This is a genomic window from Streptomyces sp. NPDC002265 (assembly GCF_040296125.1).
In the GTDB taxonomy this organism is placed as follows: Bacteria; Actinomycetota; Actinomycetes; order Streptomycetales; family Streptomycetaceae; genus Streptomyces.
This window is the reverse complement of sequence record NZ_JBEOWS010000313.1, coordinates 1-11690: the sequence shown is the minus strand read 5'-3', so window position 1 is coordinate 11690 and position 11690 is coordinate 1. Positions and strand designations below refer to the sequence as shown.

11 protein-coding genes are annotated in these 11690 nt (G+C 70.3%); 2 read left to right on the top strand and 9 right to left on the bottom strand.

Annotated elements, in window-relative coordinates; translation table 11 throughout:
- Positions 1–31: 31 nt before the first annotated feature.
- The 3 genes from ABT085_RS36530 to speB all read right to left on the bottom strand — a co-directional run bounded on the left by ABT085_RS36530 (position 32) and on the right by speB (position 3127).
- The gene (locus ABT085_RS36530; protein ID WP_351618185.1) at positions 32–424 is read right to left on the bottom strand and encodes a YybH family protein; all 393 of its coding nucleotides are present in this window, start codon (positions 422–424) and stop codon (positions 32–34) included.
- A gap of 217 nt (positions 425–641) precedes the next feature.
- Positions 642–2183 carry a purine-cytosine permease family protein gene (locus ABT085_RS36525; protein WP_351618182.1) on the bottom strand — a complete coding sequence of 514 codons (1542 nt, stop codon included), beginning with the start codon at positions 2181–2183 and terminating at the stop codon, positions 642–644.
- Complete coding sequence (gene speB / locus ABT085_RS36520; RefSeq protein WP_351618179.1) at positions 2180–3127, bottom strand: agmatinase; 948 nt, start codon at positions 3125–3127, stop codon at positions 2180–2182. Before speB ends, ABT085_RS36525 begins: the two co-directional genes overlap by 4 nt.
- Positions 3128–3264: 137 nt before the next feature.
- Between speB and ABT085_RS36515 the strand changes: the two genes are divergently transcribed.
- Positions 3265–4701 carry a PucR family transcriptional regulator gene (locus ABT085_RS36515; protein ID WP_351618176.1) on the top strand — a complete coding sequence of 479 codons (1437 nt, stop codon included), beginning with the start codon at positions 3265–3267 and terminating at the stop codon, positions 4699–4701.
- Positions 4702–4722: 21 nt separating this feature from the next.
- Here the strand turns inward: ABT085_RS36515 and ABT085_RS36510 are convergent, their stop codons facing one another.
- From ABT085_RS36510 to ABT085_RS36485, 6 genes are all read right to left on the bottom strand, one after another.
- Entirely contained in the window at positions 4723–5334 is a 612-nt protein-coding gene (locus tag ABT085_RS36510) for a DinB family protein (RefSeq protein ID WP_351618173.1), read from the bottom strand.
- A gap of 82 nt (positions 5335–5416) precedes the next feature.
- Entirely contained in the window at positions 5417–6931 is a 1515-nt protein-coding gene (arfA, locus tag ABT085_RS36505) for an arabinosylfuranosidase ArfA (RefSeq protein ID WP_351618188.1), read from the bottom strand.
- Between the two features lie 49 nt (positions 6932–6980).
- Positions 6981–7685 (bottom strand): arabinan endo-1,5-alpha-L-arabinosidase, encoded by a 705-nt coding sequence (locus ABT085_RS36500; RefSeq protein ID WP_502982889.1) that lies wholly within the window; start codon positions 7683–7685, stop codon positions 6981–6983.
- Positions 7686–7909: 224 nt separating this feature from the next.
- Positions 7910–8773, bottom strand: coding sequence for a carbohydrate ABC transporter permease (locus tag ABT085_RS36495; RefSeq protein ID WP_351618170.1), 864 nt, complete (start codon positions 8771–8773; stop codon positions 7910–7912).
- Entirely contained in the window at positions 8770–9726 is a 957-nt protein-coding gene (locus ABT085_RS36490; protein WP_351618167.1) for a carbohydrate ABC transporter permease, read from the bottom strand. The genes ABT085_RS36495 and ABT085_RS36490 overlap by 4 nt, the downstream gene beginning before the upstream one ends.
- Positions 9726–11072 carry an extracellular solute-binding protein gene (locus ABT085_RS36485; RefSeq protein WP_351618164.1) on the bottom strand — a complete coding sequence of 449 codons (1347 nt, stop codon included), beginning with the start codon at positions 11070–11072 and terminating at the stop codon, positions 9726–9728. Before ABT085_RS36485 ends, ABT085_RS36490 begins: the two co-directional genes overlap by 1 nt.
- Before the next feature lie 213 nt (positions 11073–11285).
- Here ABT085_RS36485 and ABT085_RS36480 point away from each other — a divergent pair, with 213 nt between their 5' ends.
- Positions 11286–11645, top strand: a complete 360-nt coding sequence (locus tag ABT085_RS36480; RefSeq protein WP_351618162.1) for a cupin domain-containing protein — start codon at positions 11286–11288, stop codon at positions 11643–11645.
- Positions 11646–11690: the final 45 nt, after the last annotated feature.

Sequence of the window (11690 nt, the reverse complement as noted above, 5' to 3'; positions counted from 1 at the left end):
GGGCACGCTCACGCGCCGGGCCCGGACCTGCTCACGCGCCGGGCGCGGGCGAGAGGTGCTCGTGCACGGCCAGCCAGCGGCCGGACGGCGCGCGGTGGAAGACGATCGTCTCGCGCTCGGCGAGGCTCTCCTCGCCGGCCGTGCTGCCCACGACGGTCGCGACGTCGTGGCTGAAGACGGCGGTGTCCTCGCCGAACAGCTGGACCAGGCGGCCGGTCGATACGCAGGACAGCACCCGGAAGTCGTCCTCGGCGACCCAGCGGTCCCACAGGGCGCGGTACTCGGCGGTGGAGGAGAGCCGCTGGGGCGTGGTGTGGAACACGAAGGTGGCGTCGGGCGCGAACGCGCCGAAGTAGTCGTCCAGCCGGCCTTCGGCGAAGGCGGCCACCAGTGCGTCGGCGGCTTCGAGTACCTCGTCGGTCATGGGTGGTGCTCCTTCGGCAGGTGGTACGAGACCCGGGTGGCGGGACCCGCTCCAGGGACCCGGGGGGGGCGGGACCCGCTCCAGGGACCTCGCTGGCGGGGCCGGCCCCAGGGTGGTGGTACGGCCCGGGCGGTGCGCCGGAGCGGCCGGGCGGGGCCCCTCCGGCGGTGACCGGGCGGGTGGTGAAGGCGGTGCCGGCGGCGCGGCCGGCACCGGTTCAGATCAGTTCTTCCACGGGCTCGGTCGACGCGTTCTGACCGGTGATCGGCGGCACCGGGGTGTCCGACGCGCCCACCAGGCGCGGTCCCTCGGGACCGTAGACGCCGCGCGGCTCGGGGAAGGCGAACAGCAGTCCCAGGTAGACGACGGCGGCCAGGCCCAGGCCGACCGGCAGCGAGATGTCGACGCCGCCGGCCAGGTTGCCCAGCGGGCCGACGAACTGGCCCGGCAGGTTCACGAACATCAGGGCGAGGATCGCCGAGCCCAGCCAGGCGCCCATGCCGCGCCAGTTCCAGCCGTGGGCGAACCAGTAGCGGCCACCGCGCTGGCGGCGGTTGAACACCTGGAGGGAGTCCGCGTCGTACCAGCCACGGCGGGTCAGCCAGCCCAGCATCATGATGACCATCCACGGCGCGGTGCAGGTGATGATCAGCGTGGCGAAGGTGGAGATCGACTGCGCCAGGTTCGCCGCGAAGCGGCCGACGAAGATGAAGCCGATCGACAGGACACCGATGAACACCGTCGCCTGCACCCGGTTGAAGCGGGTGAACACGCTGGAGAAGTCCAGGCCGGTGCCGTAGAGCGCGGTGGTGCCGGTGGCCATGCCGCCGATCAGCGCCAGCAGGCAGACGGGCAGGAAGTACCAGGAGGGGGCGATCTCCAGCAGGCCGCCGACGTAGTTCGGGGCGGCGGGGTCCATGTACGGAGCCGCCTTGGCCGCGATGATCGAGGCGGTGGCCAGACCGAAGAAGAACGGCAGGATGGTCGCGATCTGCGAGGCGAACGCGGCCGTCATCACGCGCTTGCGCGGGGTCTCGGCCGGGATGTAGCGGGACCAGTCGCCGAGGAAGGCGCCGAAGGAGACCGGGTTGGACAGCACGATCAGCGCCGACCCGATGAACGCGGGCCAGAAGCCCGGCGTCGACACCGACGCGAACGCGCCCTGGTAACCGAAGTCGAAGTCGCCGGCGAAGGCGAAGAAGCCGAGGACGAACAGCGCCGAGGCCGCGATGACCGCGATCTTGTTCACGAAGAGCATGAAGCGGAAGCCGTAGATGCACACCACGAGCACCAGCACCGCGAAGACCCCGTATGCCAGGGCGAACATGCCGTCGTTCTGCGGCAGCCCCACCATCCGGTGCGCGCCGCCGACCAGGGCGTCACCGGAGGACCACACCGAGATCGAGAAGAACGCGATCGCGGTGAGCAGCGACAGGAAGGAGCCGACGACCCGGCCGTGCACGCCCAGATGGGCGGAGGACGACACGGCGTTGTTCAGGCCGTTGCGCGGGCCGAACACGGACAGCGGCGCGAGGATCAGCGCGCCCACCACCAGGCCGAGCACGGTGGCCAGCAGGCCCTGCTTGAACGACAGCCCGAACAGGATCGGGAAGGCGCCGAGCACACAGGTGGCGAAGGTGTTCGCGCCGCCGAAGGCGAGCCGGAACAGGTCCAGGGGCTTGGCGGTGCGGTCGGCGTCGGGGATGCGGTCGATGCCGAACTGCTCGACCTCGGTGAGGGCGGGAGCGGTGTTGCTCATGGGGCTTCCTTCAGGGCGAGCAGGCTGACCAGGTCATAGGCGACGTGCGAGGCCGCCACCGCGGTGATCTCGGCGTGGTCGTAGGCCGGGGCGACCTCGACGACGTCGGCGCCGACCAGGTTGCAGCCGGCGAGACCGCGCAGGATCTCCAGCAGCTCGCGGGAGGTCATGCCGCCGGCCTCGGGGGTGCCGGTACCGGGGGCGTGCGCCGGGTCGAGGCAGTCGATGTCGATCGAGATGTACAGCGGCCGGTTCCCGATGCGCTGACGGAGCTGGTCGGCGACCTCGTCGGCGCCGCGGCGGTAGATGTCCGCCGAGGTGACGATGCCGAAGCCCATCTTCTCGTCGTCCGTCAGGTCCTGCTTGCCGTAGAGCGGGCCGCGGGTGCCGACGTGGGAGAGCGCCTCGGTGTCGAGGATGCCTTCCTCGACGGCCCGCCGGAACGGGGTTCCATGCGTGTACTCGGCACCGAAGTAGGTGTCCCAGGTGTCCAGGTGCGCGTCGAAGTGGAGCAGCGCGACCGGACCGTGCTTGGCGGCCACGGTGCGCAGCAGCGGCAGCGCGATGGTGTGGTCGCCGCCGATGGTGACCAGCCGGGTGCCGTCGGCCTGGAGACCGGTCGCGGCCTCCTGGATGGTCTCGATGGCCTCGTTGATGTTGAAGGGGTTGCAGGCGATGTCGCCTGCGTCGACGACCTGCTGGGTCGCGAACGGGGAGACGTCGAGCGCCGGGTTGTAGGGGCGCAGCAGCCGGCTGGCCTCACGCACCGCCGTGGCGCCGAAACGGGCGCCGGGCCGGTAGGAGACGCCCGCGTCGAACGGCACGCCGACCACGGCGACGTCGGCACGGGTGACCTCGTCCAGGCGCGGCAACCGGGCGAACGTCGCGGGGCCCGCGAAACGCGGTACCCGGGAGGAGTCGACGGGTCCACGGGCTTCGGTCATTGCCTCATGCCTTTCCTTCTCACATGCACCGGGACCACCCGGCACATCCGAAGTGTCCGCTCGGCAAACGCCACCCGACAATCGTGTGAGGCACAAACAGTTACGCTGTTTTTGTGGAAGGGAACAAAAGACGAGGGGTGAGCGTCCGGGAGGTGCTGTCCTATCCGGCGCTCCAGCTGAGGCTGCTCGCGGGCCGCGCCGGGCTCGACCGGTCGGTTTCCTGGGCCCACGCCAGCGAGCTGGAGGATCCCACTCCCTGGCTGCTGGGCGCCGAGATCATCATGACCACGGGACGCGCCCTGCCGCGATCGGCCGCGGGACAGCGGGCCTACCTGGAGCGGCTGGACGACGCCGGGGTGGCCGCGCTGGCGGTGTCCGTGCAGCTGCACATGCCACCGCTGCGGCAGGCGTTCTTCGACACCGCGGAGGAGCGGGGGATGCCGGTCCTGGAGGTGCCGCTCGCCGTGCCGTTCATCGTGGTGGCGCAGGAGGTGGCGGCCGCCGTGCAGGAGGACTCCCGGCACCGGCTCGGCGCTCAGCTCCAGGTGTTCGGGGCGCTGCGCTGGCTGGCGGCGGAGAACCTGGACACCGCGACGCTCTTCCGCCGTCTGGAGCATCTGTCCGGCTACGACATCCGGCTGTGCACCACCCAGGGCCGGCCCCTGCTGGCGGGGGTGCCCGTCCCCGAGCCGTCGCTGGTCCCCCAGTCCGCGGACGCCCCGCCGACCATCCCCGGCGGGTTCGTCCTGCCGGTGCCCTCGCCGGGCGGCACGGCGGGCTTCCTGATCGCGCTGGAACGGGACGGTGCGCGCCCGGCCGGTCTGGCCGTGGTCCAGCACGTCGCGACCGTCGCCGCGCTCCAGCTCGCCGTGATCCGCACCGAGCGCGAGACGCTGCGCCGCGAGGGCACCGAGATCCTGTCCGAGATGCTCCAGGGCACCCTGGAGCAGGAGGCCGCCGAGCGCCGGCTGCTGCGCCACTCCATCGAGGGGACGACCGAGCTGACCGTGGTGCGGGGCGTCACCGAGCAGGCGCTGCTGCGCGCCCTCGACGACGACCCGTTCCTGCTGCTCAATCGTGGCGAGGACCGCTATCTGCTGGGTGCGCCCCGGCTGGCCGACACGGTCGCGGCGGTGCCCGGCGTCGCCGCCGGGACCAGCAGGCCGCTGCCCTGCGGCGCGTCGCTGCGCATCGCCCAGCGCGAGGCCCGGTGGGCGGCCTCCCAGGCCGCGGCCTCGGGCCGGCCGCTGGTCCGGTACGGCAACGACCCGGCCGGCCGCTGGCTGCCCGACGACCCGGCGGCGCTGGACGCGCTCGTGGAGCAGGTGCTGGGCGAGGTGCTGCGCTACGACGCCGCCCACGACGCGCATCTGCTGCTGTCGGTGCGCACCTGGATGGAACGCGACCGGCGCACCGACGACGCGGCGGCGGCCCTGCACATCCACCCCAACACCCTCGCCTACCGGCTGCGCCGCTTCAGCGCGCTCACCGGCCGCGACCTCACGGCCACCGGGGCGTTCACCGAGGTCTGGATGGCGATCCGGTCGGCGGTGGAGCTGGGACTGCTGGACTGACCGGGTCACGAGGGGCGCGGTTCACACGCCCCGCTCCGCCCGTGCCCTGTCCTCGGCCTCCCGGGCCGCGCGCTCCAGCCGGGCGCGGTAGTCGTCCCACCAGGCGGGGTCGTGCGACGCCATGCTGTCGTTCGTCTCGTTCATCCCGACGGCGCCGTCCATGAGTTCCCTGAGGATGTCGGCGTGCCCGGCGTGCCGCTGGGTGTCGGCGATCACGCGCACCACGGCGTGGTGCAGCGTGATCTCGGCCTTGCCGGCGGGCCACCAGGGCACCTTGCCGATCGTGTCCAGGGCCAGTGCGTCGATCGTCGCGTCCGCGTGTGCCCAGGCGCGGCGGTAGAACCCCACGATCCGCTCGCGCGTCTCGTCGGCGGTGGCCCACATGTCGGCGTTGGTCTCGGCGCCCTCGTCCAGCCAGGGCGTCGGCTCGCCGGACGGCCGTGCGAAGGTGTCGCCGAGGTAGCCCAGCTCCACACTGGCGACGTGTTTCACCAGGCCCAGCAGGTTGGTGCCGGTGGGTGTCAGCGGGCGGCGGATGTCGTACTCGCCCAGTCCGTCCAGCTTCCACAGCAGGGCGTCGCGGGCGGACTGGAGGTAGCGGTGCAGATCGGCCTTGGGCTCGGTTGCGGTCATGGGGTCAGTCTGCCGTCCGGCCGATCCGCGGCCACGGGCTTTCCCGGACCGGCCCCTGCGGACCGGCCCGGAACCGGACGGCTCAGCCCAGCCGGATCACGTTCCAGGACAGCGGCTCCAGTACGGCGGTGAGGGTGCCGTCCGTCAGTACCGTCCCCTCCACCGGGTGCGGGACGACCCGGTCGGAGTCGTCGAGGGTGTTGCGGGCGTCGGGGTCGGCGTCCGCGAGGACGCTGTGCTCCAGGACCTCGGTCAACTCCATTCCGCCGAGGGCGACTTCGAGCGGCATCGGCTCGGTGCGGCTGCGGTTGACCGCGAAGACGGTGACGGTCCCGTCGTCGGCGCGCACGGCGGTGGCGTGCAGCAGGTCGGCCTCGCCGTACCGCTTCGTCTCGTACGTCGGTGAGTCGACGCGCACGTCGAGGACCCGCCCGCGGCCGAACCGGGAGGCCTGCGCGAACGGGAAGAACGTCGTCTGGCGCCAGGCCGCGCCGCCCGGCTCCGTCATGATCGGCGCGATGACGTTGACCAGCTGCGCGAGACAGGCGACGGTCACCCGGTCGGCGTGCCGCAGCAGGGCGATGAGCAGGGAGCCGGAGACCACGGCGTCGGTGACGCTGTAGTTGTCCTCCAGCAGGCGGGGTGCCTCGGGCCAGTCGTCCTGGGCGAAGGCGGCCACCTGCTCCTGCCAGCGCGAGAGGTACCAGACGTTCCACTCGTCGAAGGAGAGGTTGATCCGCTTCTTCGACTTCAGCCGGGCGCCCACGTGGTCGCAGGTCGCCACCACGTTCTCGATGAAGGACTCCATGTCGACGGCGGAGGCGAGGAAGGAGTCGATATCGCCGTCGAGCGGCTCGTAATAGGCGTGCAGGGAGACGTAGTCGACGACGTCGTACGTCTCCTCGAGGACCGTCGCCTCCCACTCGGCGAAGGTGGGCATCGACTGGCCGGAGGAACCGCAGGCGACGAGTTCGACGCCGGGGTCGAGCTGGCGCATCGCGCGGGCGGTCTCGGCGGCGATCCGGCCGTACTCGCGGGCGGTCTTGTGGCCGGTCTGCCAGGGGCCGTCCATCTCGTTGCCCAGGCACCACAGCCGGATGCCGAACGGGTCCTTGTCACCGTGCGCGGCCCGCAGGTCGGACAGCGCGGTGCCGCCGGGGTGGTTGGCGTACTCCTGGAGTTCGAGGGCCTCGGCGACACCGCGGGTGCCGAGGTTGACGGCCATCATGGGCTCGGCCTGCGGGCCGATCTTCCTGAGGAAGGCGATGAACTCGGCGAGCCCGAACCGGTTGGTCTCGGTGGAGTGCCAGGCGAGGTCCAGGCGGCGCGGGCGGTCCTCGGCCGGGCCGACGGAGTCCTCCCACTTGTAGCCGGAGACGAAGTTGCCGCCGGGATAGCGGACGGCGGTGACGCCGAGCTCGCGGACGAGGTCCAGGACGTCGGTGCGGATCCCGGCCTCGTCGGCCGCGGGGTGGCCCGGCTCGAAGACGCCGGTGTAGACGCAACGGCCGAGGTGTTCGACGAACGAGCCGAAGACACGGGGGTCGACCTCGCCGATCGTGAAGGCGGGGTCGAGGGTGAAACGGGCGGTGTGCATGGTCGCCTTTCGCATGGGGTTCTGGATCACTTGCTGCTGACGACAGGCGCTAGCGGACGATCGGCCAGCCGTCCCTGGTCCACTGGAGGGTGTTCAGGCCCAGCTTCGGGATGCCGGAGTCCGCCGCGTCGTAGTAGTGGTACGCGAGGATGTCCCGGCCCCTGTCCCGGAACACCGACTCGCCTCCGGTGCCGACGAAGCGTCCGTGTCCGGCCAGCAGCAGATCGCCGCCGCCCGCGAGCATCGGGGTGCCTGTGCTGTCGGTGTACGGGCCGGTGACCTTCGTGGATCTGCCGATCCGGATCTTGTAGGTGGAGTTCACGCCGGAGCAGCAGGCGTCGTAGGAGGCGAGCAGGTAGTAGTAGCGGCCGTGGCGCACGACGGAGGGGCCTTCGACGGCGTACGGGGCGTCGGGGCGGGTCGCCAGACGGTGGACGCTGGCGCCGGGCACGGCCCGGCCGGTGGCGGGGTCGAGTTCGACCATGCGGATGCCGGTCCAGTACGAGCCGAAGGCCATCCACAGTCGGCCGTCGGCCCGGACGACCGCGGGGTCGATGGCGTTCCAGGCGTCGGTCGTCCCGGAGGTGAAGACCTTCCCCCGGTCGTTCCAGGTGCCGGGGAGATCAGGCGGGAAGGTGGCCACGCCGATCGCCTCCTGGTTGGTACCCCAGGAGGAGACGGCGGCATAGTAGAGCCATTGACATCCTCGCCCACCCGAGGGCCGGCGATTCCGGCCTGCGCCACGTCGTGGCACATCCGCGGGTTCCTGCTTCAACGGCCGCTGCCACGATCTTCGCGTGGTCTTACACAGACCTCCACCGGCCTGACTTCCCGCCCGTCCAGCGGTAGGTCCGCCAACTGTGTTGTCGGACAGGGGGACTTTAGCAGTGGCGCCGCCCTCAGACGGGACGCCAACGGCAGCCCGGCCCACGCCTCCACCCTTACGAGTGAAGCCCTTCAACTCGGTCACTCTCCTCGTCACTGGCCGGCCAGACCCGTGTGCGCGACACCCGCCACGATCTGGCGCTGGAAGAAGACGAAGACGACGATCAGCGGCAGGCCCGCCATCAGACCGCCGGCCATCAGCTGGGCCCACTGGATGCCGTAGGAGTTCATGACGGTCGCGATGCCGTTCGGCATGGTCATCAGGTCGGGGTTGTTGGTCACCATGTACGGCCACAGGAAGTTGTTCCAGGACGCGATGAAGGTGAAGATGCCGACCGCCGCGAGGGAGGGGCGGGACAGCGGGAGCACGATGGTGAAGAAGACCCGCCAGCGTCCGGCGCCGTCGATGAAGGCGGCCTCCTCCAGTTCACGCGGGATGCCCTGGAAGAACTTGTACAGGATGTAGACCATGGCGGCGGGCGCGCACTGCGGCAGGATCATGCCCCAGTAGGTGTCGACCATGCCCATCTGCTGGACAGTGGTGAACAGCGGCACGCCGAGGACGGCGGGCGAGACCATCAGCCCGGTCATGACGAGGGCCAGCAGGGCGCCCTTGCCGCGGAACTCGGTGCGGGCGAAGCCGTATCCGGCGAGTGCGCTGACCACCAGCACCACGGCGGTGACACAGACCGAGACGACGAGCGAGTTGACGAACCAGTCGGTGATGTTGCCGGTGTCGAAGATGGCCTTCCAGGCCTGGGCGGTCCAGACCTTCGGCAGCCAGTGCGGAGGCACCTCGACGGCCTCGGTCTCCGACTTCAGGGAGGTGAACAGGGCCCACGCCAGGGGCGCCATCCACACCAGGGAGACGACGACGCCGAGCAGGGTGAGGACGATCTGGCTCGGCGTCCAGGGCTTGGCGGTGCGGGACTTGACCGGGATCTGCGCGGTGGTCATCGCGCGCCCTCCTCACGCTTGCGCAGCAGCCGCATCCGCGCGAAGGCGACGGACGCGATGATCACGAAGAAGATGATGGAGATCGCGGAGGCGTAGCCCACGCGGTAGCTGGTGAAGCCCTCTTCGAGGGTGTACTGCACGAAGGTGCGGGTCGATTCCTCCGGTCCCGGCTGGAAGTCGTACATGACGACCGCCTGGTCGAAGACCTGGAGCGAGGCGAGGATCTGCAACGCCACGACGAGTCCGGTGATGTTGCGCAGCATGGGCAGGGTGATGTGCAGCATGCGGTGCCAGGCGTTCGCGCCGTCCAGCTTGGCCGCCTCGTAGAGGTGGTCGGGGATGGCCTGGAGGGCGGCGAGGTAGAGCAGGAAGCTGAAGCCGACCGTCCACCAGAGGGTGCAGATCACGACGGCCGGCATCGCGTAGGCCTTGTCGGTGAGCCAGGGCGTCTCGATGCCGAGGACGTGGTCGACCATGCCGGTGCCGGGGTTGAACAGCCACTGCCAGAGGTTGGCGGCGACCGTCGACGGCAGCAGGAACGGGGCGAAGAAGCACAGCCGCCACAGCCATTTGGCGCGCTCGATGTGGTGGGCGAGCATCGCCATCAGGAAGGCGAGGACGGTGATGCAGGGCACGACCAGGAGCGTGAAGTACGCGCTGTGGCCCAGGGAGTCCCAGACCAGCGGATCGTCCAGCGCCTCGCGGTAGTTGTCGAGGCCGACGAAGTTCGCGCCGACGCCGGAGATGTTGGCGTCGGTGAAGCTGAGGTAGACACCGCGCAGCACGGGCCAGATCACGAACAGCACGAACAGGGCGAGGAACGGGGCGATGAACCAGCCGCCGTGCTGGAGGCGCCGTCCCATGCGCTCGCGCAGGCTGTCGGTGCGGCCGGAGGCGGCGGTGTCGCGCGCCCGGGCCGGTACGAGAGCGGTCTCGGCACTTGTCGTGCTCATCAGGAGGCACCTCCCTGCGCCGCGGTCCTGCCGTCCATGGGGTTCTTCATGACCAGCAGTTCCTCGAGGACGCTCTTCATCCGGCGGGCGGTCGCGTCCGGCTTGGCGGAGCCGAGGTTGGACGCGGCGACGACCGGTCCGATCCGGGAGGCGAGGGTGCCGGTGGAGCCCGCGAACCACACCTTCGGCTCGGTGGCCTGGTGGTCCATGGCGGAGACGTACTCGTTCTGCGGGGTGAGTTTCCGGTACGCGGCGGACGACAGCGTCGGCCGGTAGGCGGGGATGTGGCCGCCCTCGGCCCAGACGAGGGCGTTCTTGACGATGTACGCGGCCAGCCGGTGGGCGGCCTCGTTGACGGCGCCGGAGCGGTCGCTCTGGTGGGGCAGGACGAAGGAGTGCGACTCGGCGTGGGTGGCGGGCGTGCCGAAGACGGGCGGCAGCGGGGTCGCCCCGTAGTCGATCTTCGCGCCGGTGTAGACGGGCACGGACCAGTTGCCCTCCCAGGTGAACGGCGCGCCGTTGATGAACTGTTCGGCGTCGGCGGCGCCCGCCTGGGCATAGCCGTCGGTGACGTGCTGCCGCAGGAACTCCAGGACCTGGGTGGCCTTGTCCTCGTCGAAGGTGACGTGGGTGCGGGCGTCGTCGAAGTAGGTGCCGCCGAGCTGCTGGTAGAACGCGACGAAGAACCACCAGGAGAAATTCTGGTCGTTGGCGTGCAGGCCGAGGGTCTGGAGCCCGCTCCTGGTGGCCTTCTTGGCGGACTTCAGGACGTCGAACCACTCCTGGGTGGAGGTGACCGGCACGATGCGTCCGTCGTCGCCGAGCAGTCCCGCCTTCTTCAGGACGTCCTTGCGGTAGAAGCAGAGCTGGACGTGGATGTCGAGCGGCAGCGCGTACAACGTGCCGTCGATGACGGCGCGTTTCCACAGCGCGGGGTTGAAGTCCTCCTCGCTCAGGCCGTACTTGGCGAGCAGGTCCATGTCCCAGGGGTCCAGCAGGCGGCCCGGGGCGAAGCCGGCGACGCGTCCCAGGTGCATCACGCTGAGGTCGGGGGCGCGGCTGCCGGCGGCCGCCATGGCGAGTTTGGTGTAGTAGGGGTTGCCCCACTGGAGTGTGGAGTCCTTGACCGCGATGTCCGGTGTGGCCTTACGGAAGGCGTCCAGCATCGCGATCATGTTGTAGCCGTCGCCGCCGCTGAAGAGGTTCCAGTACCGCACGCGGGTCTGCGAGCCGGCGGCGAGCGCGTCGGCGCCGGTCCCGAGTGCGGCAAAACCGAAGCTGCCTGCGACGAACAACCCCCCGAGGCCGCCCAGGAGTTGCCTGCGATTCAGGTCAGGTCGTCCCATTCCCTGCCCTAACTGTTCGAGAAATGCGAAAGAAACGTCGTTCGATCGTTCAGCGATGTTCGATATTTCGTATAGCGCTCGCAACTTCGAACGGGACCGTAGAATCGAAGCGCTTCCGCGTCAATGGTTTGCACACGAATCACAAGCCGGAGACCGTCACGGACGCGCAGCTCCGACCGCTCCCGCCCGGAAGCGACTGCTAGCGTCCGGACCGTGGACGACAGCGTGTACGTGGGCAATGCGGGCAAGGACGCGGCACTGGACCGGGGATGGATCCTGGGGCACTTCAAGGATCCGGGCGACCCGCGCCACTGCGCGGCGGTGGAGATCAAGTGGGGTGTCCACCCGCGTGGCGACGAGCGTGCGCAGTGGGTGACGGGCGAGGAACGCACGGCCGTCCTGGTCCTCGTCAGCGGCCGCTTCCACGTGCGGCTCCCCGGTCGCGTCGTCGTCCTGGAACAGCAGGGCGACTACGTCGTGTGGGGCCATGGGGTCGACCACTCGTGGTTCGCGGAGGAGGAGTCGGTGGTCCTGACCGTGCGGTGGCCGTCCATACCCGGCTACGCCTCCTGACGGCTCGGCCGGCTCCCGCCCCGGCGGCCGCCTCACCGTGGGGTG

Coding starts and splice junctions, on each gene's coding strand:
- ABT085_RS36530 (WP_351618185.1), bottom strand. CDS start 424: ATGACCGACGAGGTACTCGAAGCCGCCGACGCACTGGTGGCCGCCTTC.
- ABT085_RS36525 (WP_351618182.1), bottom strand. CDS start 2,183: ATGAGCAACACCGCTCCCGCCCTCACCGAGGTCGAGCAGTTCGGCATC.
- speB (WP_351618179.1), bottom strand. CDS start 3,127: ATGACCGAAGCCCGTGGACCCGTCGACTCCTCCCGGGTACCGCGTTTC.
- ABT085_RS36510 (WP_351618173.1), bottom strand. CDS start 5,334: ATGACCGCAACCGAGCCCAAGGCCGATCTGCACCGCTACCTCCAGTCC.
- arfA (WP_351618188.1), bottom strand. CDS start 6,931: ATGCACACCGCCCGTTTCACCCTCGACCCCGCCTTCACGATCGGCGAG.
- ABT085_RS36495 (WP_351618170.1), bottom strand. CDS start 8,773: ATGACCACCGCGCAGATCCCGGTCAAGTCCCGCACCGCCAAGCCCTGG.
- ABT085_RS36490 (WP_351618167.1), bottom strand. CDS start 9,726: ATGAGCACGACAAGTGCCGAGACCGCTCTCGTACCGGCCCGGGCGCGC.
- ABT085_RS36485 (WP_351618164.1), bottom strand. CDS start 11,072: ATGGGACGACCTGACCTGAATCGCAGGCAACTCCTGGGCGGCCTCGGG.